General features: G+C 37.4%; 15 protein-coding genes. 11 read left to right on the top strand and 4 right to left on the bottom strand.

Features of this window, described 5'->3' with window-relative positions:
• Window positions 1–272: 272 nt before the first annotated feature.
• The 4 genes from ACZZZK_RS05505 to ACZZZK_RS05490 all read right to left on the bottom strand — a co-directional run bounded on the left by ACZZZK_RS05505 (window position 273) and on the right by ACZZZK_RS05490 (window position 6431).
• Window positions 273–2462, bottom strand: a complete 2190-nt coding sequence (locus ACZZZK_RS05505) for a bifunctional alpha,alpha-trehalose-phosphate synthase (UDP-forming)/trehalose-phosphatase (protein WP_463483256.1) — start codon at window positions 2460–2462, stop codon at window positions 273–275.
• A 185-nt stretch (window positions 2463–2647) separates the two neighbouring features.
• Complete coding sequence (locus ACZZZK_RS05500; protein ID WP_463483255.1) at window positions 2648–4006, bottom strand: sensor histidine kinase; 1359 nt, start codon at window positions 4004–4006, stop codon at window positions 2648–2650.
• An 83-nt stretch (window positions 4007–4089) separates the two neighbouring features.
• Window positions 4090–5460 carry a sigma-54-dependent transcriptional regulator gene (locus ACZZZK_RS05495; RefSeq protein ID WP_463483254.1) on the bottom strand — a complete coding sequence of 457 codons (1371 nt, stop codon included), beginning with the start codon at window positions 5458–5460 and terminating at the stop codon, window positions 4090–4092.
• Window positions 5461–5744: 284 nt separating this feature from the next.
• Window positions 5745–6431 (bottom strand): endonuclease domain-containing protein, encoded by a 687-nt coding sequence (locus tag ACZZZK_RS05490; protein ID WP_463483253.1) that lies wholly within the window; start codon window positions 6429–6431, stop codon window positions 5745–5747.
• A gap of 39 nt (window positions 6432–6470) precedes the next feature.
• Here ACZZZK_RS05490 and ACZZZK_RS05485 point away from each other — a divergent pair, with 39 nt between their 5' ends.
• From ACZZZK_RS05485 to ACZZZK_RS05435, 11 genes are all read left to right on the top strand, one after another.
• Entirely contained in the window at window positions 6471–7715 is a 1245-nt protein-coding gene (locus tag ACZZZK_RS05485) for an efflux RND transporter periplasmic adaptor subunit (RefSeq protein WP_463483252.1), read from the top strand.
• Window positions 7716–7804: 89 nt separating this feature from the next.
• A complete protein-coding gene (locus ACZZZK_RS05480) occupies window positions 7805–8503 on the top strand; it encodes an ABC transporter ATP-binding protein (protein ID WP_463483251.1) in 699 nt (232 codons plus the stop codon).
• Between the two features lie 244 nt (window positions 8504–8747).
• Window positions 8748–11117, top strand: a complete 2370-nt coding sequence (locus ACZZZK_RS05475) for an FtsX-like permease family protein (protein WP_463483250.1) — start codon at window positions 8748–8750, stop codon at window positions 11115–11117.
• Window positions 11118–11193: 76 nt separating this feature from the next.
• Window positions 11194–13578 carry an ABC transporter permease gene (locus tag ACZZZK_RS05470; RefSeq protein WP_463483249.1) on the top strand — a complete coding sequence of 795 codons (2385 nt, stop codon included), beginning with the start codon at window positions 11194–11196 and terminating at the stop codon, window positions 13576–13578.
• Between the two features lie 76 nt (window positions 13579–13654).
• Window positions 13655–16033 (top strand): ABC transporter permease, encoded by a 2379-nt coding sequence (locus ACZZZK_RS05465; RefSeq protein WP_463483248.1) that lies wholly within the window; start codon window positions 13655–13657, stop codon window positions 16031–16033.
• 75 nt (window positions 16034–16108) lie between these two features.
• Entirely contained in the window at window positions 16109–18478 is a 2370-nt protein-coding gene (locus ACZZZK_RS05460; RefSeq protein WP_463483247.1) for an ABC transporter permease, read from the top strand.
• A 184-nt stretch (window positions 18479–18662) separates the two neighbouring features.
• Window positions 18663–21062, top strand: a complete 2400-nt coding sequence (locus tag ACZZZK_RS05455) for an ABC transporter permease (protein ID WP_463483246.1) — start codon at window positions 18663–18665, stop codon at window positions 21060–21062.
• A 135-nt stretch (window positions 21063–21197) separates the two neighbouring features.
• Window positions 21198–23621, top strand: coding sequence for an ABC transporter permease (locus tag ACZZZK_RS05450; protein ID WP_463483245.1), 2424 nt, complete (start codon window positions 21198–21200; stop codon window positions 23619–23621).
• 85 nt (window positions 23622–23706) lie between these two features.
• Entirely contained in the window at window positions 23707–24384 is a 678-nt protein-coding gene (locus ACZZZK_RS05445) for an ABC transporter ATP-binding protein (protein WP_056849704.1), read from the top strand.
• Window positions 24385–24474: 90 nt separating this feature from the next.
• On the top strand, window positions 24475–25272 hold the full coding sequence (locus tag ACZZZK_RS05440) for an ABC transporter substrate-binding protein (protein WP_463483244.1): 798 nt from the start codon (window positions 24475–24477) through the stop codon (window positions 25270–25272).
• Window positions 25273–25315: 43 nt separating this feature from the next.
• Window positions 25316–25621, top strand: a complete 306-nt coding sequence (locus ACZZZK_RS05435; protein ID WP_463483243.1) for a lipoprotein — start codon at window positions 25316–25318, stop codon at window positions 25619–25621.
• The last annotated feature ends 6 nt before the right edge of the window (window positions 25622–25627 follow it).

Below are 25627 nucleotides of genomic sequence, written 5' to 3'. Positions count from 1 at the left end.
CAAGTTGTCACATTGAGCTTGTCGAAATGTTCTTCGACAGGTTCAGAATGCTATTACATTAATAGGCTTTTGAAGAATAATTTTCCCGCAGATTAAGGAGATTTTCGCTGATTTTCTGCGGTAATCTCCTTAATCTGCGGGATTTTATTTGCAAGTTGTCATATTGAGCTTGTCGAAATGTTCTTCGACAGGCTCAGAATGACAGTTTTAAGAACGTGTTTAGGATAGGTAATTTTTCCCGCAGATTAAGGAGATTTTCGCTGATTTTTTAATTAATCTCTCTCTACAAACTCTTCCTTAACCAAGCTCCAAAGCAACTTTCTTACTTCTTTGAAATCGTTTAGATAGTATTTTGCTTCAGACAAGTTATTGCCAACTTTAACCGTAATCGCATCATCTGGCAAGGCCCTGAAGATATCTTCATCGGTATGATCATCGCCAAGAGCTATAATAAAATCTGGTTGTTTATTGTAAAGCCAATTCAACGCAGCTTTACCTTTATTTACTTCAATGTTCTTGAATTCAATCACTTTATTGCCGGGCATCAACTGCAAACCTTTATCGGCAGCCAAGATCTTCATGTGGCTAACAATTTCATTTGCCCTTAATTCGCCCAATCCTTCTTCAGCTTTGCGATAATGCCAAACTAATGAATAACTTTTTTCTTCGATAAAAGATCCAGGAGTTCTATCGGTATAAGTCTCTAATAACGAACGAATTTCGCCTTTCCATTGGTCGGTAAGCAGTGGCAAACAATTCCATTTATCGCCCTGCGCTTTCTGCCAAGCACCATGCTCTGCAATCATATCTACCTTTAAATGTCCGAACCATTTTTCGAGTGTTTCATTCCGTCTTCCGCTAATAATGACAACTGTGTTGGCAGAATCTAAAGTCAGGTTTTCAATTAAATCATAAAGCTCATCATCAGGAGATGCGTCGTCGATATTTCCAGTAAAATCTACCAGCGTACCATCATAATCAAGAAACAGTACCCGGTTTTTAGTTTCAGCATATTTCGCAGCTATAATTTCGTTAACTGAATTTACTGCGTGTTTTGTTTGCAATGATTTTTGAGAATCTTTCACTTCGTTTAATCTTAAAATAAAATTGTTTACCCAATGTTTAACATTGAATTTTTCTACAATTGCCCGCATGGCTTTCATACGGGTTTGCTGTTCTTCTTGAGGCATTTTTAAGGCCTTAACAATAGCCTCCATAATGTCGCCCAAGTTGTTTGGATTAACCACTAGTGCATCGGTTAACTCTTTTGATGCTCCAGCCATTTCACTTAAAATCAGTACACCATCTTCCTCGTTTCTACTGGCCACATATTCTTTGCTTACTAAATTCATTCCATCACGCATGGGCGTAACCAAGCAAATATCTGCTGATGCATATAAGGCAGATAACACTTCAATAGGGAATGATCGGTAGAAATAGTTTACCGGGATCCAGTCCATTGATCGGTAACGGGCATTGAGATTTCCAACAAATTGGTCTATCTGTTCCCGCAGTTCATGGTATTGAGGAACCGTATCTCTTGATGGGACCACAATCATAAATAACTCGATTTTTCCGATGTATTCGGGATGTACTAGCAAGAGCAGTTCAAGGGCTTTTAGGCGCTCGAGTATTCCTTTGCTGTAATCCAATCTATCAATGGAAAGAATTATTTTCATATCTTCTTTTCCATTTCTAAAATCTCTTATTTCTTGTTTTACGGCTTCTGTTGTGGTTAATGATGAAAATTTTTCGAAATCTATTCCCATCGGGAAAGCTTCTATTACGATTTGCCTTTCGTTACTGTTGAGTACATTTGATGATGAATTTATCGGTAGTAAACGGGTTGCAGTGCTGATGAAATGGCGAACATCATCATAAGTATGGAAGCCTATTAAATCTGAACCGATTAATCCGTTCAGTAATTCTTCACGCCAAGGGATTAATCTGAATATTTCATAAGAAGGAAAAGGGATATGCTGGAAAAATCCGATAGTAGAATTGGGTAGTTTTTCTCTCAATATTCCCGGTAATAAAAGTAATTGGTAATCTTGAATCCATATTTTATCTCTTCTGTTGAGCACCTTCATGGCACTCTTTGCAAACTTGTCGTTCACCGATTTGTAGCAATCCCAATAACTTTGCTCGTAATGCGCATAAGTAACCAGGTAATGAAAAACCGGCCATAAAACTTCATTAGAGAAGCCTTCGTAATATAAATTGATTTCTTCTTGAGTAAGGAAAACAGGATAAAGATTGAGTTCTCCTAATTTTTGAATAACTTCTTCCTGACGTTCTTCTGGAACCTCGATTCCTGGCCAGCCAACCCAAATGGAATTGCCTGATTTGTACACGTCTCCCAATCCGGTAGCAAGGCCGCCCTCGCTCGGAATAAAGATGTACTCGTTGTTTTCTTCGATGATTTTAACGGGTAGTCTGTTCGATATTATAACTGTCTTCATGCTCGTATTTGATGTATCCACATAAATAAAAGCCATTTAAACATCTTTTGTTTGAATTTTGTTTGAAAACAAACATTGAAATGATTTAAGGAAAAATTTCAATCACAGATGAAAAGCAAGATTATAGGTAACGGAAATTGATTTTAATCTGCGTTAATTTTTGAAATCCTTTGGTTAAAAAGAAACTAAACGTAATTAAACACCAATGAAAAAGTTGTTTGCTCATTTGAAGTAGAAACTACTTCGATGCTTCCGCGGTGCATTTTCATAATGTTGCGACTAATGGTTAAACCAATGCCCGAGCCATTTTTACGGGTGGTATAAAAGGGAACGAAAATTTTCTCTAAATCCTCCGGTGCAATTCCTTTTCCGTTGTCGGTTACATCGATGTAAAGTTTCGTGTTTTCCAGTCGATAACTGACCGAAATATGTGGATTTTCATTTTCTTCAACTGCATAAATGCCATTGGTAATGAGATTAATAAGAACTTGTTCGATCAGTTTTAAATCGAGTTGAACCGTGATTTTTGAGGAAGTTTGCTCTACCTCAAGTACCACATTTTTAACTTTCGCAAAAGGCTGCATTAACACTTTAATGTGTTTTAAAATTTCCCCAATGGTATGCGATTCTAAATTTGGTGTTGGTAATTCAGCAATCAAGCGGTAATCTTTTACAAAGTCTAATAAGCCGGTAGAGCGTCGTTTGATGGTTTGTAAGGCAGTTTTCAAGTCTTCCATTTCATCCAAATCCAAGTTTTCTTTGTCGGTTACCATGCTGTTAATCGTATCGGATAACGAGCTGATCGGGGTAATAGAATTTAATATTTCATGAGATATCACACCGATTAATCGATTCCAGGCTTCAGTTTCTTTTTGTTCGATTTCATCCTTAATGTTCTGGAAACTGATGATGGTATAATTTTTTCCGTATAGATTTAATGGAATAACTTCTGTAGATAGCTGGATTAATTTTTCCTGAATTTTTAGTTCCAGAAAACGTTTCCCTCCCGAAGAAATTTGATCAATTTCATTGGCGAAAGCTGGCAAATGTTGTTTGAGGCGATGCCAGTATTTATAAGCAGGAACGCCCAATAGATTCGATGCAGCCTGATTGAAAAAGGCTATCTCTTCATTATCCTGTTCGGTTTTTGTATTGTTGACTACAATTACCCCAACCGGAACTTGTTCCAGAATCGTTTTAATCAGCTGGAACATGGCTTCTTGTTCCATTCGGATTTGCTTGTGCACCTGCAGAATTTCGCTGAAGGATTCGTATAACTCAGGGAAACTGCCTTTTGTGGCTTTATTCTTGAAATTTAACGTATGGTCGTGGGTTTTAACAGCTAAAATGAAACGTTTAATATCCGAACGGATTTCGTTTATGTAATAGTACAGCGAAATTATCGAACCCAATAAAATTAAGCCTACTCCAATAATCGTAAACCATAACTGGGTGTTTTGGATTAGATAGAATAGGAGATAGCCCAGCAAATTAATGAGGAGTAATCTGGATATTAGACGAAAAGTAAATCGTTTGTAGAACATACTTTTAAGGTTAAAGGTTGAGGTTTTTGAGGTGGAGGTTTTGCTTTCGAATAAACCTTTTACCTATTACGATCTCCCTAAAATTAAATGCCGAATTTTTCAATCCTCCTATATAAAGCTGCTCTGGTTAAACCCAGCTCTGCCGCAGCTTTTGATATATTTCCCTTGTGTTTATCAATAGCTTTTTGCACCATCATTTTCTCCATTTCGCCAAGCGCCATTTCATCTGGCATTGATGTGTTTTGTGCAAACCGCTGAGGACTTAGCTGTAAATCCTCTTCTGAAATTTCATTTCCATCGCTCATAATAACGGCACGTTCCAAAACATGCTGCAATTCCCGAACATTTCCTGGCCATTTATAATTTAATAACACATCTTCCGCTTTATGGCTTAAACTTCGGGTTTCTTTATGGTATTTTGTACTAAAAACCTGCATAAAATGATTGGACAAAAGCAAAATATCCCTACCTCGTTTTCGTAGTGGCGGTAACAGCAATTCTACTGTATTTATTCTGAACAATAAATCTTGTCTGAAAGTATTTTTGGAAACCATTTCATTCAAGGGCATATTGGTTGCTGTAATTAAACGAACATTTACTTTACGTTCTTTGCTTTCGCCAAGGCGGATTACGGTTCGATTTTGTAAAACGCTTAATAATTTTGCTTGAAGGGGCAAGGTGAGGTTTCCAATTTCATCTAAAAATATCGTTCCACCATCTGCTAATTCAAAGCGACCAGGTTTATCTTCTTTTGCATCGGTAAAAGCCCCTTTAGCGTATCCAAATAGTTCGCTTTCGAAAAGGTTTTCATTTAATGAACCTAAATCTACATGCATAAAAACCTGGTTCTTACGCTGGGAATTGCCGTGGATTTCGTATGCGAAAACCTGTTTACCCGTGCCGTTTTCGCCTAAAATCAAAACGTTAGCATCTGTTGGCGCAACCTTCAGCAGTGTGTTTTGAAGTTGTTTAATTCCATCGGCCTCGCCAACGATATGCTCGAAACCACGTGTCATATCTTTATGCAATGAAGTGTGGATTTTCTCTAATTTCTTAACCTTTCTGGTTGATTCGCGAAGTTTCGATGCTGCGGAAATGGTGGCAAAAAGCTTTTCGTTTTCCCAGGGTTTAAGAATAAAATCTGTAGCGCCTTTCTTAATCGCTTTAACTGCAAGCTCAACGTTCCCGAAAGCAGTCATTAATATCACCACATAATCTTTATCAATCGATAGGATGTGTTCCAGCCAGTATAAACCTTCGCGACCATCGCTAGCGCCCTTTTGATAGTTCATATCGAGCAAGATAATGTCAACCTCGTTTTTGCTTAACAGCACATTAATTTCCTTTGGTGATTTACAGGTAATTACTTGCTTCACTTGCTGTTTAAGAAATAAGCGGGCACTTAAAAGAATGTCATCATCATCATCGATGATTAAAACTGTGGCGTTTAACATAGATTTAAATTTATAAAAAACCACCCCTTTTCAGAGGTAATGGCATTTGTTTTTTGTATTGTACTTTTTTTAATAATATGAGAAACGGTAAGATATTGAACAATAATTATTTACAAGCTACCTCACCCTGTCAAAGGAAGTAGTATTTGGTGTTTTTCTGCTGTCCCTCTCCTTGAAGAGTGGGATTAAAGTAAAGTTGGTTGAACCATCACCCAAATATGCTTTACGTTTTTTCTGCTCCCCGCCCCCTCTCTTCAAGGAGAGGGGATGAAGGGGTGAGGTTCTTACTTCTGCAAATGCCCCCTAATCGAGTTCAAAACCATCTCTAAGTTTCCGTTCACTTCTTCATTTGTAAATCTTAATACCGTTATTCCAATTTCACTTAATTCGTAGCTTCTATTCTTATCATATTCCTTGTTATCAACTTGGTTATGAATCCCTCCATCAATTTCAATAATTAGTTTAGCCTCATGACAATAGAAGTCTGCTATATATTTATGTAAAGGATGCTGTCTTCTAAATTTATAATCTAAAAGTTTTCTATTCCTTAAACTTTGCCAAATTATTTCTTCCGCGTCCGTTTGAACTTTCCTCAATACCTTAGAAAACTCAAAGAGTTTATGATTTGCTCCTTTGAAAAGGTCGTCGCCGTAGTTTTCCATAACTTGCAACTTAAAAAACTTCACCCTGTTAAAGGAAGAAGTATTTGGTGTTTTTCTACTGTCCCTCTCCTTGAAGAGAGGGATTAGAGTAAAGTTGGTTAAACCCTCAGCCAAATATGCTTTATGTTTTTTCTGCTCTCCGCCCCCTCTCTTCAAGGAGAGGGGATGAAGGGGTGAGGTTCTATCCTCAAAAATAACTAAACTGTCCGCTCCCGCACATAAACTGTCCGATAATGAACAAACTAAAATACCAAAAATTCTTAAGCTATTAGTTTTCAGTGTTTTATATTGCTTTATTTCGTTTGGCACAAGCTTGGCATAACGGACATCAAACAGTACAACCGAACAATGGACAAAAAAATTGAAAAGAAAAGATTTAGCACTAAAACCCTGGTTATTATAGGTGGAGCACTTGCTTTTGTAGCAGTTGTAATTTATGGCTATACTTTATCTTTAAAGAAAACCTATAGTGCAGATGCGGAAAAACTAACTATAAGCAAAGTAGAGTACGGTGATTTTGAAGATGTAGTGTTATTAAATGCAAGTGTTGTACCGTTAACTTCGGTAATCGTAAGTTCATCGGAGGGTGGAACAGTTGCCGAAATCTTTACTGAAAATGGTGCTTCTGTGGTTAAGGGAACACCTTTACTAAGAATTTCGAATTCCAATGCCATGTTGAGTTATACTTCCAGCCAAACCGCCGCTACAGAACAAATTAATCAATTGAGAAAATCGAGATTAGATTTAGAGCAAAATCAAAGGGTTTTAAATCAAGATGTTTTGGATGTTGAAAATAGTTTAAGAACTGCTGCTCGTCAATATCGCTTGGATAGTTCGTTGTTTGCAAAAAAAGTAATTACACTTCAGGAGTTCAATAAGTCTAGTCAGGATTACGAATATTACCAGGGAAAACTTAAGATTGTACGCCAGGCAGTAAAGCAAGAAAATCAAAGCAGAAGAATGCAACTTTCGCAAATTGACCAATCGATGGGACAGATGAATGAAAGTTTGGAAATGATTCGGAAAAATATTGAAAATATGACGATCAAAGCGCCAGTTTCTGGCAAATTATCTTCTTACGACCCTGTTATCGGAAAATCATATAACTCGAATGAAATGATCGGGAAAATTGATGTTTTGCAAGGCTATAAATTGCAAGCCGGTGTTGATGAATATTATATCAACCGTGTAAAAGAGGGGCAGACTTCTACCTGCGAATTTAATGGAAAAACATATAATTTAACTGTGAGCAAAGTAATTCCAGAGGTTACAGCAGGGCAGTTTCAGGTAGAAATGGTTTTCAAAGGTGCTGCACCGGAAGGTTTGCGTCGCGGTTTATCGCTTCAAACGAAGTTAACATTGTCTGATAACAGCAAATCTTTACTATTGGCTCAAGGTCAGTTTTTTCAAAGTACAGGTGGTTCGTGGGTGTTTGTGGTAAACAATGGTAAAGCAACCAAGAAAAATGTAAAAATCGGCAGAAAAAATTATCTGTATTACGAAATTTTGGATGGTTTACAAAAAGGCGATGAGGTGATCACCTCATCTTACGATCAGTTTAACCAATACGACCAAGTGGAGATCAATAAGTAATATAAAAAAGTAAGATGTTGATAGGATACGCGATAACCAATCTACGATAGCCTCACATTTTGATACTAAATACTTGATACTAACAAGCTATGATAAAAATAGAAAACTTAGAAAAAGTTTATAAAACTGAAGAAGTAGAAACTACAGCTTTAAACGGAATTAATCTCCACGTAAAAGCTGGCGAATTCGTTTCGATTATGGGACCATCAGGCTGCGGAAAATCGACGCTGTTGAATGTAATGGGTTTATTGGATAAGCCAGAAAGCGGAAGTTATAAGTTCATCGACACCGAACTTTTAACTTTAAATGATAGGGAACGCTCTAATTTTCGTAAAAGAAATATGGGATTCGTATTCCAGAATTTCAATTTAATAGATGAATTAACAGTTTTCGAAAACATCGAATTACCACTCATTTACAATAAAATCCCTGCTGGTGAACGTAAAAAGTTAGTTAACGAAATCATTGAAAGAATGAATATCGTAAACCGTAGCGGACACTTTCCACAACAGCTTTCGGGTGGTCAGCAGCAGCGTGTTGCGGTAGCTAGAGCTTTGGTAACCAAACCAAAGTTGGTTTTAGCTGATGAGCCTACTGGTAATTTGGATAGTTCGCATGGTAACGAAGTGATGGAGTTGCTTTGTGAATTGAACGAAACGGGCACTACGATCGTAATGGTAACGCACTCGAGTCACGACGCTAGTTTTTCAAACAGAATCGTCAACTTGAAAGATGGCCATGTGATTTCTGAAAAGATAAATAAAAGCCGGAATGAGGAATTGATATAGATGAGTTAAAAGTTATGGGTTGCCAGTAACCAGGCTGAGCTCATGCCTAGATCTCTTCATAATTAAAAATAGTTTTAGTTTAATGATAGGCCAGCCGAATCTTCCTGGATGGGAAGATTCGGGTAAGGCGCTAAAAGAGACTAAAGTTGAAAGACCAAAGACTAAAGCATAAAGATCAAAGCGATTTGCCTGGTCTTGATACTTGATACTAAATACTTGCTTCTAACAACTTGATATTCAAAAGATGTTCAAAATAAACTTAAAAATCGCATTACGAAACCTTTGGAAAAATAAAGGATTTACCATTATAAATGTTGGTGGATTGGCCATTGGATTAGCCAGTTGTATGATTTTGCTTTTATATGTGGCGTATGAATGGAGCTATGACAAGCACTACGCCAATGCAGATAAGACTTACGTAATTTATCAGAATGCACCTGCGAACGGAAAGATTTTTAGTTTTGCATGGACTCCAAATGTTATGGCTGATGAGGTTGCAGCAAAAATCCCTGGCGTGAAATATACCTCACATTCCAGTTACCCAAGTCCGAAATTACTTTCAGTGGGCGATAAGAGAATCAGTGCGAAGCTGAACTTTGCAGATCCAAATTTTTCAAAAATCTTCGATTTAAAATTTATTAAAGGAAATGCGGAACGGGCGCTCAAAGATGTTAATACGATCATATTGACCGAATCTATGGCGAAAAAACTTTTCGGAAACGAAGATCCAATTAATAAAACCGTCAAGCTTGAAAATCAGGATGTGCTGAAGGTTGAAGCTGTAATAGAAGACGTACCTGCAAATAGCAGCATCACCTATGAATGCTTGGCTCCCTGGGCACTTTTTGTAAAGCGAGAGCCTTGGGCACGTCAACCTAACTGGGGAAACAACATGTGTTTGACCGTTGTTCAGCTTAACAACAACAAGTTTCTGGCTGATGCAAATGCTGATATGAAAGGCATCTACAAGCGCAATCAGCAGGGTAACACTGCCGAGGCACTCTTGTTTCCGTTAATCAAATGGCATTTGTACGATGATTTTCAAAATGGAAAATCGGTTGGAGGCAAGATTGAGCAACTTAAAATTTTCTTATTGTTGGCTTTTTGTATTCTTTTAATTGCTTGTGTAAACTTCATGAATTTATCCACCGCCCGTTCTGAGCGGAGAGCGAAAGAAGTTGGAATTCGTAAAGCTATCGGTTCTACGAGAAAATCTTTGATCGGTCAATTCTTGCTAGAGTCGGTCTTTGTAACGGTATTAGCAGGTGTTTTGGCTTTCATTTTAGTAGAGGTCAGTTTGCCATATTTCAATAATTTGTTGGATATAAGCCTGGAAATCGATTACAATAGCTTCACTTTTTGGGGTACCTTATTTGGTTTAATGATTTTTACGGGATTCATGGCGGGGAGTTATCCAGCTTTGTATTTATCATCTTTTGAGCCGATAAAAGTATTGAAAGGATTAAAAATTAAATCTGATTCCTCTGTTTCTATCCGAAAAGTTTTAGTAGTTGTTCAATTTGTATTTGCTGCTTGTTTAATCGTTTGTACTTCAGTTATCTATCAGCAATTAAGCTACGTTAAAAATAAGCCGATAGGTTACGATAAATCAAACCTTGTCCAAATTGCGGTTCAAGGTAAAATGGGTAACCGAAGCAAGTTGGAGCTGCTTAAAACCCAAATGTTAAAGTCTGGTGCGGCAACGGGAGTAACCTTTTTTAGTAAAGACATTACTGAAAGTGGTAATAATACAACAGATGTTCACTGGCAAGGCAAAACAGCTGGAGAATCTATCTTGTTTAATAACCGAGGAATTGGAAGTGACTTTATTGCAACAATAGGCACGGAATTAGTTGCCGGAAGAGCAGTAGAAACAGAATCAAAAAGAGATAGCAACAACATCATGCTTAACGAGGCTGCCGTTAAAATGATGAATCTAAAAAATCCTGTAGGAGCTAAAATCAGATTTTGGGATGTAGAAAAAACAAATGTTGGTGTGGTGAAAGATTTTGTGGTGGAAAGCGCTTATCAAAAAGTTGCACCCATGATTTTTTATCCAAGTTATATGGATGATGTTCAGGTAATCCTTGCTCGTTTAAATCCTAACCAAAATATTAGTTCTTCGTTAGCAACCATAGATAAGTTAATTAAACAGATAGAACCCGATTACCCGGTAAAAAGAAGGTTTGTAAATGAATCTTTTGAACTGAAATTTCAAAATGAAAAATTACTGGGTACACTTTCAAACTGGTTCGGAGGTTTTGCTATTTTCATTTCTTGCTTAGGCTTATTAGGATTAGCTCTTTTCATGGCCGAGCAACGCAAAAAGGAAATCAGCATTCGTAAAGTGTTGGGCGCCAGCACTACAAATATCCTTACGCTTTTAAATAAAGATTTTATAAAACTAGTGGCAATAGCGAACTTAATAGCCTTTCCCTTGGCCTACATTATTATTAACAGGTGGCTGTCTGCTTTTGAATATAGAGTTGCAATTTCAGCGATACCGTTTGTGATTGCAATTGGATTGTCTGTTTTGATAGCCATTTTAACAGTAAGCATCCAATCGGTAAAAGTAGCAAAAGCTAACCCTGTCGATGCACTTAAATATGAATAAAGCTAAAAGACTAAAGCTTAAAGGTTAAAGCGTAAACCTGTCTTGGTACTTAATACTAACTACTTGATACTGAAATATGTTCAAACTCAACCTAAAAATCGCATTGCGAAACCTGTGGAGAAACAAGTCCATCACAGCAATTAATGTTGGTGGTTTAGCTATTGCTTTGGCTGCGTTTATTTTGGTGGCCATGTATTTTACTTATGAAACCAGTTTCGACAAATCAAATCCTAACTATAAGAATATTTATGTGGTAGGGGTAACGTATCCCGAGTTTAAAACCAATTACATTGCGGCTCCATTTGCAAAAGCCATTAAACAAACTTATCCGGAAGTAGAATCGGTTGGTTTAATAAAAGAAGGCTCTTTTGAGCTGACTATTAAAAATGGAAAGAACACACTTTTCACCAAAAATATACTTGCTGTAGACTATAATGCGGCCAAGATGCTAAATATTATTCCAGAAAATGGTCTAACGAAACCATCAGGAGATTTAGAAAGACTCAATTATCTGAGTAAAGAAAGCATGAAAACGCTTTTTCCTGATAAAACAGATAATAAACCTGAGATGGTGGGTTATGGTGCAAGCAACTCGGGGATCACGGGGACTATAGCGGGCACTATTGAAGGCAGAAGACATTCTAACTTTAACTTCGACGGAGTTTCTTTAGCCGCCGAACTGGGTGAGCATGATAATTATGATATGAATGACTATTCAATCTATCTAAAGCTAAAACCTCATGTAGATGTTGCAAAACTCGAAAGAAAAATAAGTGAGTTATATCGATACGAATTATTGAAAGTTAATGCCAAAAAGGAGTTAGTTGAATTAAAAACCATCTCTATATTTTTAGATCCACTGGCAAATTTACACCTGCGCCCTAAAGCAGGAAACGATCTGCCTTATAAAACCTTGATGGCGCTTTCCATACTCGGATTTTTAATTTTAGTGATTGCGTGTATCAATTTCACCAACCTGAGTATTGCCCAGGCCAGTAAACGAGCTAAAGAAGTTGGCGTTAAAAAAGTAATGGGTGCCTACCGTTCTCAGCTTACCCTACAATTTCTTACCGAAATATTTATCCAGTGCTTTATTGCTACCGTACTGGCTTTAATTTTAGCAGAATTAGTGTTACCTCAATTTAATAATCTATTTCAGGTTAACCTTTCCGTTTGGCAAATCGATAATGGATTGATTTGGGAGCTTCCACTAATTTTAGTCATCATCACACTAATCGCAGGCACGTATCCTTCTATGGTTTTATCTGGCTTTAAGCCGGCTTTAGTGTTAAAGGGAAATTTTGCTGCCAGCAAACAAAGCTCTTGGCTGCGGAACGGATTGCTGATTTTCCAATTTAGTATTGCTGTAATTTTTATTATCGGCTTGCTAATTATCAATTCACAATTGAAATACATGCGAACGCAGGATGTTGGATTTAATGCCAATCAGGTTGTTTATATCAAAAACTTAACGCTCTTTAACAATCCAGTCAAGTTTGGTTCTGTCAGTTTTAATCCCGTAAGAGATAGATTAATGCGGATTCCAGGTGTAAAATCTGCTACGGTTGCAAGTTTCATCCCTGGCGGCCAGAATGGAATAAATAGTTATGCTTATAAAGCGACCAAGGCGAACATCGATTTCGTAAACGTAGATTTTGACTACTTTGAAACGCTAAATATCAAATTAAAAGAAGGCCGCTTTTTCTCAAATACCTTTGTAACCGATACTGTTAATTCTGCTATCATTAACGAAAGCGCAGTGGCAAAATATGGTATAAAAAACCCTGTTGGCCAGATCATCAAAGGTTGTAATATCGATTATAAAATTGTAGGCGTAATTAAAGATTTTAAAACCCAGGGTTTCGAAAGTAAGGTACAGCCTACAATATATACAATTAAGGATCCCTGTGGAAGTTACAAAACACAAATCCTGCTGAAGATAGAGGAAAATAAAATGACCGATGCGCTGGCTGCTTTGAAAACGCAATGGCCGCAGATTAATCCGCTAGATGGTGAAGATTTCAGGTACGAGTTTTTAGATGAGCTTTATGGCAAACTATTTAAAAAGCAAGAGCAACTGCAATCGGTGTTTTTTGCAGCGGCTTTGCTCACCATTTTTATTGCCGTTTTAGGTTTGTTTGCCTTTGCAAAATACATCACCAACGGCAGAATCAAAGAAATTGCAGTGCGAAAAATTTTAGGGGCAAGCGATGTTCAAATCTTTAAACTGATTAACAGTTCGTTTTTTATCATGGTGCTCTTAGCCAATGTAATTTCCTGGCCGGTAGCATATATTCTGACTAAAAAATGGTTGGAAACCTTTGCCTACCGAATTGATTTTCCGATTCTGCCTTTTTTGCTAAGTGCTGGCATCACCATTTTATTAACGGTCGTTACCGTCAGCATTCAGGCTAAAAAAGCAGTGAGTGCTAATCCTGTTAATGCTTTGAAATACGAATAGAGTCGAGTTAACAGTTTCGGGTTACCAGTTATAAGTCTGGGCTCGCAACAGGTAACACATAACCCATAACCCAATTATGTTCAGATTAAACTTAAAAATCGCTTTGCGAAACCTTTGGAAGAATAAAATTTCATCTTTCATTAATGTAATCGGTTTGGCTATTGGCCTTGCGGCTTGTTTAATGTTGCTGCTCTATGTATCATACGAATGGAACTTTGATAAGCAAGCCAAAAACTGGCAAAATGTTTATATAGCGATGACCAACGTTCCGGGTGAAGGTGGAAAAATTGGTGGTACTTTTTATGGTTCAACCACTGCGTTAGGTCCGCTGTTGAAGGATAAATTGCCGGAAGCGAAATATGTAGCACGGATGGATTACGGCAGAAAAAGCCTCATAGCAAATGGACAAAATAGCTATAAAAAAGATTCGAAATTTGCCGAGCCCGATATTCTCAAAATGTACGATTATGAGTTTATTTACGGGGATGCTAAAACGGCGCTAAACAATCCACTTTCAGTAATTTTAACAGAAAGTACGGCGAAAACGCTCTTCGGAACCAATGATGTTCTGAATAAATCTGTTCGTTTTCAAGACAAGGAAAACTTAACAATTACCGGAGTAATTAAAGATTTGCCAGAAAATAGTTCAAACAGGTTCGATTTTTTAATGCCTTGGTCGTTTTACGAAATCGTTGATGAGAGCGCCAAAGATTTAAACTGGACAAATTACAGTTTCGTAACGATGGTTAGCCTAAACGCTGATGCCAATATTGATTTGGTAAACCGCAAAGTAGACGAATTGGTGAAAAAGAGTGCCGAACAAACCGAGCAATCGCAACCAAACTTTTTATACCAGGCCAGTAAACTTCACTTGTTTGGTAAATTTGAAAACGGAAAACCAGTTGGAGGAGATATTGAGCAAATCTGGCTTTTCATGGGGTTGGCATTTGGGATATTGCTTATTGCCTGCATCAATTTTATGAACATGGCAACTGCCAAATCAGAGAAAAGAGCTAAAGAAGTTGGAATTAAGAAAACCATCGGGGCAAATCGGACCTCGTTAATTCTCCAGTTTTTAACCGAATCAATGGTGCTTACATTGGTTGCTGTAGTTGTTGCAATTGCTTTGATAGAACTTTGTCTGCCTGCATTTAATCATTTACTCAATATAAATCTTGGAATTTCGTATTTCAATACCGCAAGTTGGGTAGGTATAATGGCGATTGTAATTTCAACTGGTTTAATTGCCGGTAGCTATCCTGCGTTCTACCTATCTTCTTTTAATCCAATCCAAACGCTAAAAAGGAAAATCAAAGCCAGAGGATTTCTAACGATAAGTTTAAGGCAAGTGTTTGTGGTAGGTCAGTTCTGTTTTGCCATTATATTGATTATTGCCACTTTGGTTATTTATCGTCAAATCCAATTCATCAAAAATAAGCCGGTTGGCTTTGATGTAAATGCCTTGGTAGAAATTCCTCAAGATGGTGAGTTGAAAGGTAAATTTGAACTGTTCAAAACTGAAATGCTGAAGTCTGGTGCAGTAATATCGATGTATCAATCATCCGTTAGCCTTTCTCACCGTGGTCGGAATTTTATGGATATTAAATGGGATGGGATGACAAAGCCCGAAAATACGGTGATGTTTAACCAGGTAGCCACCTCTTACGATTTTACCAAAACCAACGGAATTAAATTGCTGGAAGGAAGAGATTTTTCTAAAAAGTTCGCCTCAGATACCAGTGCGTTACTGGTAAGTGCCTCGGCGGTAAAAGTGTTTGGCTATAAAAATCCTATTGGCAAAAGGGTAAATCTTTATGGCACTAATGCTTATATCATCGGAGTATTTGAAGATTACGTTTGGGATTCACCATACAAATCCAACAATCCACAGGTGGTTTTTTTAAACCCTGCACAAACAGGCACCATCACGATGCGCTTAAATAGCGCCAATAATTTGCAAAGTAACATTGAAACCATCAGTAGAATTACGAAGGCTTTCAATCCTGCTTATCCAACAGAAATTACTTTTATAAATTCATTATACCAGGAGAAATATAAGTCAGAAAAAACCTTGGGTATTCTTTCCAACCTGTTCGGCGGACTAGCGATTTTCGTATCCTGCCTGGGTTTATTCGGTTTGGTTGCCTACAGTGCCGAGCAGCGTACTAAAGAATTTGGCGTACGCAAAGTACTTGGCGCATCGGTTGCTAATTTGATGCAATTGCTTTCTCTTTCATTCATTAAAATGATTGTGGTCGCCATTATTGTTGCGGTTCCAATAAGTTACCTGGCGATGAATAAATGGCTCAAGAATTTCGAATTCCATACCGATATTTCCTGGTGGATTATCCCCGTTGCAGCAATAGGAACGCTATTAATGGCTTTAATTACGGTGAGCTTTCAAGCTTATAAAACAGCAAAAGCCAATCCGGTTGATGCTTTGAAATACGAATAGAATCGAGTTAACAGTTGCGGGTTACCAGTTATAAGTCTGGGCTCGCAACAGGTAACACATAACCCATAACCAATTATGTTCAAACTTAACTTAAAAATCGCGTTGCGAAACCTTTGGAAAAACAAGGGGTTCAGCTTGATTAATATCGGCGGATTAGCTATCGGATTGGCGAGCTGTATGCTGTTATTGCTGTACGTTTCTTACGAGTTTAGTTTCGATAAACAGTATGAAAACTACAAAACGACTTACGTTGCGCATACCAATATGACGGCCAATGGAAAAGTGCACACCTGGGCCTGGACGCCTGGATTGTTAGCGCCAGAATTAAAAGCCAAATATCCTGCAGTTGTAAATGCAGCAAGATCTTCCTACCCATTTGAGCAACTAATCAGCTACGATGATAAAAAAATAAAGAATAAAGGTTTATTTGCCGATCCAGAGTTTATCAAAATACTGGATTACAAATTTTTAAGTGGGAATGCTGTTTCTCCACTGGATAATATAAATAGCGTTATTCTTACTCAATCACTAGCGCATAAATTATTTGGAAACCAAAATCCACTAGGTAAAATTGTAAAACTTGATAATGAGGGTGGACTAAAAGTTGAAGCTGTTATTGCTGACTTACCAGAAAATACCAGCATTAAATTCGATTACCTGATGCCCTGGAAATTGAACGAACAGAGACAAAAATGGATTAAAGAGCAAGGCTGGGGAAGTAACTTCTGTTTAACCATTGTGCAACTTCAAAATAGTAGCTTATTGGATCAGGTAAACGCTTCTGTAAAAGGAATCTATCAAAGAAATCAAAAAGGCTTATTAAATGAACTTTTTTTGCATCCACTTTCCAAATTACATCTTTATAACGAATTTGAAAACGGTAAATCTGCCGGAGGAAAAATAGACCAGTTACGAATTTTTTTCATGCTTGCCATCTGTATCCTGCTGATAGCTTGTGTAAATTTTATGAATTTATCTACAGCCCGGTCAGAGAAAAGAGCAAAAGAAGTTGGTGTTCGTAAAGCAATTGGGTCTAGCAGGAAAGCACTTGTTGCACAGTTTATTTTAGAAAGCACCTTACTGGCCCTCATCGGAACAATAATCGCATTTATTTTAGTAGAAATTAGTCTTCCATATTTTAATTCCATCCTAAATATCAACTTAATAATTCAATACAACGATTGGCGATACTGGCTTACCTTGTTAGGTTTGGTGGTATTTACAGGGTTGCTAGCAGGCAGTTATCCAGCATTTTATCTTTCATCTTTCGATCCGGTTAAGGTGCTGAAAGGTTCCGGCGTAAAAACGGGTTCAGCCATTTCTGTTAGAAAAGTGCTTGTCGTTTCTCAATTCGTATTTGCAGCATGTTTAATTATTTGCACAGTGGTCATTTATCAGCAGTTAACTTATATTAAAAATAAACCATTAGGTTATAGTCAGGGGAATTTAGTTCAAATGGCTGCTTTAGGTAACTTAAGGGAAACGAGTAAACTTGAACTTTTAAAAACCCAGATTTTGAAATCTGGCGCTGCGACCAACGTGTCTTTGTTGAGTATGAATATTGATGAAGGGGGCAATAACACCTCAGATATCAATTGGCCTGGAAAAAATCCTAACGACAAAGTTTTATTTAATCAACGTGGAATTGGTTACGATTTTATTGCAACTACCGGTACCGAGCTGGTTGCAGGAAGAGAGTTTAAAATCGAATTTCCCGGCGATTCGAATAAAGTTTTAATCAATGAAGCTGCAGCCAAAATCATGTCGCTTAAAAACCCGGTAGGAACTGCGATTGATTATGGAGAATATAAATGTACCATTATTGGTGTGATGAAGGATTTTGTCGCAGAATCACCCTATCAAAAAGTTGCGCCAATGATTTTCAATAGAGCCTATCATAATGATGGAGGTGTAATTCTCATTCGCTTAAATGAAGCTGAAAATATAAGTGCCTCTTTATCAAAAATCGATGCAATGGTAAAAGCAATAAATCCCGATTATCCGGTAGATCGGGTATTTGTAAGTGATTCATTTGAAGAGAAATATAATTCTGAAAAGCTTTTAGGAACGCTCTCTAATTGGTTTGGAGGTTTTGCAATTTTTATTTCTTGCTTAGGCTTACTTGGATTAGCATTGTTTATGGCAGAACAGCGCAAAAAGGAAATTAGCATCAGGAAGGTATTGGGCGCTAGCACAAGCCATATACTTACCTTACTCAATAAAGATTTTGTCAAGTTAGTGGCAATTGCCAATCTGATCGCATTCCCGTTAGCGTATGTCATCATAAACAAATGGTTGTCGGCATTCGAGTATCGGATCAATATATCGGTATTGCCTTTTGTAATGGCCTTTGCGGTTTCTTTCCTGATTGCCGTTTTGACGGTCAGTATTCAATCGATAAAGGTTGCAAAAGCAAATGCTGTCGATGCACTTAAATATGAATAGCCTGTCCGTTCGATTTTGAACAAACATTTGTTCGGAATCGAACAGTTTATATTGCTGCTTTATTGTAAATTGTTGATAATCAAAATATTGAAGCCAGTTATTTATAGTGGTATAAAATTGGCACAAGCAGCATCAGGTTAGAAAGCTTTATTTCGAAACTGAAATTCTCCAGCAAATTAAAAACATGTTCAAACTCAACTTAAAAATCGCCTGGCGAAACCTTTGGAAAAACAAAGGTTATACTTTTATCAATGTTCTTGGTTTATCCATTGGAATGGCCAGTTGTATCCTCATTTTTATTTTCATCCGTTATCAAATGAGTTTTGATGAAGGCTTTAAAAACGAGGATCGAATTTACCGTTTAACTACTAATTGGACTTCCGCCGATGGATTTGAAGAATCACAAGGCGTACCTAAACCAGCGCCGGCTGCATTTCGTAATGATTTCAAAAATCAAATTGAAAAAGTTGGAGCCATTTGTCAGGATGGTGGAATTATCAAAGTAAAAGATGATGCCGGTAAGGAGAAAATTAAAACTTTGGAAGACGTTTTTTATGCAGAGCCTCAATTTTTTCAAATCATGAGTTTTGAATGGTTACAAGGAAATCCGGTAGAATCATTAAGTCAGCCTAATACCGTGGTTTTATCGAAAGACATGGCTACCAAACTTTTTGGCGACTGGAATAAGGCCGTAGGTAAAACCATTAATTACCAAAATCGCGATGATTTTACGGTTACGGGCATTTTACAGGAGATGCCCCAAAACAGTTCTTTTCCGCTAAATATTGTTGTTTCTTACCAAACCTTTAGAAATCATAATAATGAGAGATTCGATAACTGGGGCAATGTTTCTTCCAATGATGAATGTTATTTTCTTTTAAAGGATGGTGTATCAATTGATGAAGTTCGAGGTGCTTTATCAAAGTTTTCTGACAAATATTTTCAAAGAGATAACATATCTAAACAAGAAATTGGTGCACAATCCTTGGGCGATATACATTACAATGAAAACTTAGGGAATTTTTCAAGCAAAACAATGTCAACAAAAGAGCTTTATGGTTTAGGAATCATTGGCGCATTTTTGATGCTTACGGCTTGTATAAACTTTATTAATCTTGCTACTGCACAAGCGGTAAGCAGAAGCAAAGAAGTAGGCGTTCGTAAAGTAATGGGAAGCTTAAGAAAGCAATTGGTATTTCAATTTCTTACCGAAACATTAACCATTAGCATATTCGCTTTGGTCGTGGCATGTGTCTTAGCAGAAGTTTCTATGCCAGGAATGAGAAATTTATTTCACGAAAATATTTCTTTCAGTGTGATTCAGCATCCCATCATTTTCTTGTTTATGATTGGGTTAGTCATTATCGTAAGTTTTCTTGCAGGATTTTATCCAGCAATGGTGATGTCTGGTTTTAGTCCAGCTTTGGCAATTAAAAATAAGATTACTGCAAATGCCGGAGGCTTAAGCTTACGTAAGGTTTTAGTTGTGGTTCAGTTTTCTATTACTGTAATATTAATTATTGGTACACTCGTAGTTTTAAAACAAATGAATTATATGAGAGAGAAGCCATTGGGTTTTAACCCTTCGGCAATTGCTCTCGTAAATGTTCGAAATGATAGTTTAAGCTTGATGAAATATCAAATTTTACAAGAAAGGATTTCCAAAATACCCGGTGTATTAATGACGAGTTTTTGTAGAAATCCACCGTCATCCAGCAATAATAACGAAACTAATTTTAACTATAATAGTACAGAAAAAGCCAATTTTCAGGCTAATGCAAAAATTGCTGATGAAAATTACTTTAAAACTTTCGGATTAACATTTGTTGCAGGTAAAGCATTTTCTAAAAGCGATACCATAAAAGAAGTTGTGGTTAATGAAACAACTTTGAGAAAATTAAATGTGGTTAATTTTAATGATGCATTAGGTAAAAAAATTAAAATTTTTGGTAAAGAAGCAACCTTAGTGGGTGTGGTTAAAGATTTTAATAATTTGAGCCTGCACGACCCAATATCGCCAATTATCATTACTACAGTTAAAGATAACTACCAAAATATAGCCGTAAAAATGGATAGCAAACATATACTATCCATTATGCCTCAGATAGAAAAAATATGGAATAATACCTTCCCAGAAAATTTTTACAGAGCCTCTTTTGTAGATGATGATATTAGTCAGTATTATGAAACGGAAAGAGTGATGGGGGTCTTATTTAAGGTTTTTGCATGCATTATTATCTTCATTTCCTTCATTGGATTATTCGGCCTAATTTCTTTCGTAGCCACTCAGCGAACCAAAGAGGTAGCCATTAGAAAGGTACTTGGAGCCTCGACGGTTGAATTAGTAAGAATGTTAAATGGATCATTTTTATTGATGGTTTTTATCGCAAACCTGGTGGCCTGGCCATTGGCTTATTTACTAGTTTCAAAATGGCTTTCTGGTTTTACCTACCGGATAGATTTGAGTATCTGGCCGTTTGTAATTGCCATGATTATTTCAATGGCTATAACTTTAATAACAGTTTCCATCCGCTCTTATAAAGCCGCGGTAGCCAACACCATTGATGCACTTAAATATGAATAAAGCTGAAAGACTAAAGACTAAAGCGAATCCCCAAGCCTTAAATCTTTGCCACAGCATAAAAAAATAGCACTTCCGGCTCCCTCTCTTCAAGGAGAGGGCGGGGGGTGAGGTTAATTACTACTTGAAACTAGAAATATGTTCAAACTTAACTTAAAAATCGCGTGGCGGAACCTTTGGAAAAACAAGGTTTATGCAGCCATAAATATAGGCGGATTGGCACTTGGATTAACGGCTTTTGTGTTGATGTTGCTGTACATCAATCATGAAGAAAGTTTCGATTCCTGGTCGCCGGATTTAAAAAATGTTTATCAAATCCGTGAGAAACATGATTTCTTTACGCCTGATAATAAGGAGCATTGGCAAGATGCTGTAGATAGTCGGATGGCAGCTTTGGTTAAAGAAAATATCCCTCAGGCGATAGCCGTTACAAGAGTAGATCAGGAGTGGGATTGGAACGCCGGTTATTCTGTTAAAGTTGAGCATGCAGACCCGGTAATGATACAGAAAGTTAAGGATGCTGACAGCAGCTTTTTCAGCGTGTTCGACCATCAGTTTACACAGGGCGACCCTGAAACAGCGCTCAAATCGCCAAAATCAATTGTTTTAAAAGAAGCTATTGCACTAAAGTTGTTCGGTACCACTAAAGTTTTGGGGAAAACCGTAAAGCTAGTGATCTGGAGAAATGATCCTGGTCAGCAATTAACAGTTACAGGAGTGGTAAAAGAGCCACAAACACCGCAAACTGTTGGCTTCAATGCCATCATGAGGACTGGTGAAAAAGATAAGGACCCAGATAACATTACTGCCAAGCACTATTGTCAGGTTTACGCTAAATTGTATGGTAATTTAGATAGCGTAAGTTTAAACAAGACGCTACAACAAGTTTATGTAAAAGCTAAAAAAGCATCGTTTGCTAAGCAAAAAATAAATTACAACGACTATTACAAGGATGGTAAAAAGCCTGGATTAAGAGCGTTGCAGCTGGCGGAGGTACACGCAAATCCCGCCATACAAATCAGCTGGAAAGATAAATTAAAACCTGTAGTTGGCATCTCTATTTTCTTGCTTTTAGTCTCGGTAATCAATTTTGTAAATTTAGCAACAGCTCAATCTGTTAACCGGGCTAAAGAGGTTGGCGTTAAAAAAGTTTTAGGTTCTAATAAACATCAGCTACTTACACAATTTCTTTTAGAGTCTGCCTTGCAAAGTGTAGTAGCGTTGTTTCTCTGCGTCGTTCTGGTTGAGGTGGTGCTGCCTGCCTTTAATCAACACTTCAATGTAACCTTAAGTTTTTGGCATAATCCAAGATTATTGTTGATGATTTTCCAACTCGTTATGCTGTTTGTCATCGTAACGCTGCTTGCTGGTTTCTATCCATCTTGGGTTTTATCAAACTACAATCCGGTTTCGGTTTTAAAAGGCAACTATGCCAACGGTTTAAAAGGAACAGCAATCCGGAACGTTTTGGTCGTTTTTCAATTCGTAATCTCGGTCACTTTTATCATTGCCATTGGTGTAATGTATCAGCAAACAAAATATGTAAGCAATAAAGATTTAGGTTTCGATAAGGGAAACTTAATTAATATCAGAACCAATTATGAAGAAAAATTTGCCGAACGCTTACGAAAAATTCCAGGTGTAAAATACATCGCTACCACCACGCAGGTAATGGGTAATGCTTTCAACATTCCCGAAGAAATCACTTATAAGGATAATAACATTGCCTTAAATACAGTTACGGTAAGCATGGATGCCTTGCAGGCACTAGGAGTTAAAATAATGCAGGGGCGGATTTTTGCAAAAGAATACAAACAAGATACCGTAAACGCTGTGGTGATCAATGAAAGCGCTGCTAAACTAATTGATAAAAACCCTGTGGGTAAGCTGTATGATGTGAAAAGTGATAAGGAAAAGTACACTTTCCAGATTGTTGGCGTCATAAAAGATTATCATAACGAAGGCTTTGATAAGGCTGTTCTGCCAACTATTTATAAGGTAACCCACCTGGGTGGCACGTCCATGACGAATAATGTGTTAGTTCGGTTCGATAGTGAAAATAGCGCCCAGATTATCCGTAAAATCGAGGCCGAATGGAAAGTTGCGTACCCTAATTATCCAATGTCGTATGTTACCATGAAAGATTCGTTGAATAAGGTGTTGGAGGAGAACAACAGGTTTATGAACATGATTGTGCTATTTAGCACGATTTCGGTTTCATTGTCTTTGTTAGGCTTGTTTGCGTTATCAACCTTTGTTGCCAAAAGAAGAACAAAAGAAGTTGCCGTTAGGAAAGTTTTAGGCGCTGCTAACTACGAAATTATCAACCTGTTAAATAGGTCGTTTTTGATATTGGTGATCATCGCTAATGTCATCAGCTGGCCAATCGCTTATATTCTCATTAAAAAATGGTTGGATGCATTTGCCTATCGAATTGATATGCCTGTTTTGCCTTTCATAGTAGCAACAGTGGTTTCCATCACCATAGCGATATTAACGGTAAGCATTCAGGCAAGGAAAGCAGCGACTATGGATCCTGTAACTGCGCTTAAATATGAATAAAGCAAAAAGCGGAAAGAATAAAACGGAAAGACTAAAGTGAAGCCAATATCTTGATACTTGACACTAAATACTCGATACTAAAAAAATGATAGAACTTAAAAATATAGAAAAATATTACGCCAATAAAGGGGTTAAAAGTTACATTCTTCGCCATGTAACCACTACAATTAAACAAGGCGAATTTGTGTCTATAATGGGACCATCCGGTGCCGGTAAATCAACTCTGCTTAACATTTTAGGTATGCTGGAGGAGCCGACTTACGGCACCTACGAGTTTATGGGCGAAAATGTAACCAGTTTAAATGAACGTAAACGGATTGAACTTTACCGCAATCACATTGGTTTTGTGTTTCAGGCTTATCATTTAATTGATGAGATGACGGTTTACGAAAACATTGAGGCGCCACTGCTTTATAAAAAAGTGGGAAGCGCTGAACGTGCCAGCAGGATTGCTAACTTGCTGGATAGGTTTAATATCGTAGCTAAAAAAGATTTATTTCCTAACCAACTTTCGGGTGGCCAGCAACAACTGGTTGGTATTGCAAGGGCTTTAGCCGCTCAACCGAGCATCATTTTGGCTGATGAACCTACCGGAAATTTGCAATCGGCACAGGCAGAAGAAATTATGCAGCTTTTTCAAAAGTTAAATAAAGAAGATGGGATCACCATTATCCAGGTAACGCATTCTGAAAAAAATGCTGAATATGGGAATAGGATCTTGCACATTGCCGACGGCGTTGTTAAGGGTGATGTACAAGTTTAGTGGTAAGTGCTACGTGTTAAGTTTTAGGTTATACGCTTTAAGTTTTACGCCCGACTTAGAACTTATAACCTAAAACTATAACTTTGCTTGATGCAAAAAACGTTCACCGATCAGATGGGGCGGAAGGTTACCTTCAATTTTCCGCCCAAACGCATTGTTTCTATTGTTCCCTCACAAACAGAATTGCTTTTTGATTTGGGTTTAGATCAGGAAATTATCGGCTTAACCAAGTTTTGCATCCATCCGATAGAAAAGTTTGCCGGACGTACGAAGGTTGGCGGTACGAAGAAACTTAATATCGACCTGATTAAAGATTTGAACCCCGATCTCATCATTGGGAATAAGGAAGAAAACACACAAAGCGATATTGAAGAGTTGGCGGAGCATTTTCCAGTTTGGATGAGCGACATTTTTACCTTAGATGATGCCATGAAAACCATCTCGCAGATTGGTGCACTGGTAGATCGTGACCCTGAAGCTGCATACCTTAACCACCTTATTTCAGCTGGTTTTAACGATTTGAAAACGTTAGCAGTTCAACACCAAATTGATAAAAAAGTTGCCTATCTCATTTGGCGAAAACCTTTTATGGCTGCAGGCAAAAACACTTTTATTGATGATGTGCTGCTCACCAACGGACTGACTAATGTTGTTCAACAAGATCGATACCCACAAATTACATTGGAGAAACTGAAAACTCTTAATTGTGAACTAATTCTACTTTCATCAGAACCCTATCCTTTTAAAGAAAAACATATTGAAGAAATACAGAATGCCATTCCAAATGCGAAGGTTATGTTGGTTGATGGAGAAATGTTCAGTTGGTATGGAAGCCGTTTAGTTAAGGCAGTTCAATATTTTTTCGAGTTTCAAAAAGAACTTTATTAGTCTTTCACTGTTCCTTTGTTTATAAAACTTAATATCTTCACCTATGAAAAAATTTATTTACCTCACATTATTTGTTGCTGCGGTTTCTGGATGTGGGATCATGCGAACTGCGTCTTCCGGGGAATCGATTTCAATAGAAGGCAGGCTAACCAAATTAGGAATGACGACTTATCAGTACGGAACCCATACCATTAGTTATGGCGGCAAAGCTTATGCGCTTAGAAGCAGTAGTTTAAATCTCGATACCTATGCCGATAAACAAGTAGTTTTAAGAGGTACCAAAGTCGCGGGTTACCCAATAGAGGGTGGGCCAGATTTGATAGAAGTTTCTGAAGTGGTGATGAAGTAGCAAAGC

Source organism: Pedobacter sp. AC163, from assembly GCF_979258665.1.
This window is presented reverse-complemented; position numbering and strand designations above follow the sequence as displayed.

Excerpts from the sequence above, each read along its gene's own strand:
- ACZZZK_RS05505 (WP_463483256.1), bottom strand. The coding sequence starts at position 2,462 with ATGAAGACAGTTATAATATCGAACAGACTACCCGTTAAAATCATCGAA.
- ACZZZK_RS05500 (WP_463483255.1), bottom strand. The coding sequence starts at position 4,006 with ATGTTCTACAAACGATTTACTTTTCGTCTAATATCCAGATTACTCCTC.
- ACZZZK_RS05495 (WP_463483254.1), bottom strand. The coding sequence starts at position 5,460 with ATGTTAAACGCCACAGTTTTAATCATCGATGATGATGATGACATTCTT.
- ACZZZK_RS05485 (WP_463483252.1), top strand. The coding sequence starts at position 6,471 with ATGGACAAAAAAATTGAAAAGAAAAGATTTAGCACTAAAACCCTGGTT.
- ACZZZK_RS05480 (WP_463483251.1), top strand. The coding sequence starts at position 7,805 with ATGATAAAAATAGAAAACTTAGAAAAAGTTTATAAAACTGAAGAAGTA.
- ACZZZK_RS05475 (WP_463483250.1), top strand. The coding sequence starts at position 8,748 with ATGTTCAAAATAAACTTAAAAATCGCATTACGAAACCTTTGGAAAAAT.
- ACZZZK_RS05470 (WP_463483249.1), top strand. The coding sequence starts at position 11,194 with ATGTTCAAACTCAACCTAAAAATCGCATTGCGAAACCTGTGGAGAAAC.
- ACZZZK_RS05465 (WP_463483248.1), top strand. The coding sequence starts at position 13,655 with ATGTTCAGATTAAACTTAAAAATCGCTTTGCGAAACCTTTGGAAGAAT.
- ACZZZK_RS05460 (WP_463483247.1), top strand. The coding sequence starts at position 16,109 with ATGTTCAAACTTAACTTAAAAATCGCGTTGCGAAACCTTTGGAAAAAC.
- ACZZZK_RS05455 (WP_463483246.1), top strand. The coding sequence starts at position 18,663 with ATGTTCAAACTCAACTTAAAAATCGCCTGGCGAAACCTTTGGAAAAAC.
- ACZZZK_RS05450 (WP_463483245.1), top strand. The coding sequence starts at position 21,198 with ATGTTCAAACTTAACTTAAAAATCGCGTGGCGGAACCTTTGGAAAAAC.
- ACZZZK_RS05445 (WP_056849704.1), top strand. The coding sequence starts at position 23,707 with ATGATAGAACTTAAAAATATAGAAAAATATTACGCCAATAAAGGGGTT.
- ACZZZK_RS05440 (WP_463483244.1), top strand. The coding sequence starts at position 24,475 with ATGCAAAAAACGTTCACCGATCAGATGGGGCGGAAGGTTACCTTCAAT.
- ACZZZK_RS05435 (WP_463483243.1), top strand. The coding sequence starts at position 25,316 with ATGAAAAAATTTATTTACCTCACATTATTTGTTGCTGCGGTTTCTGGA.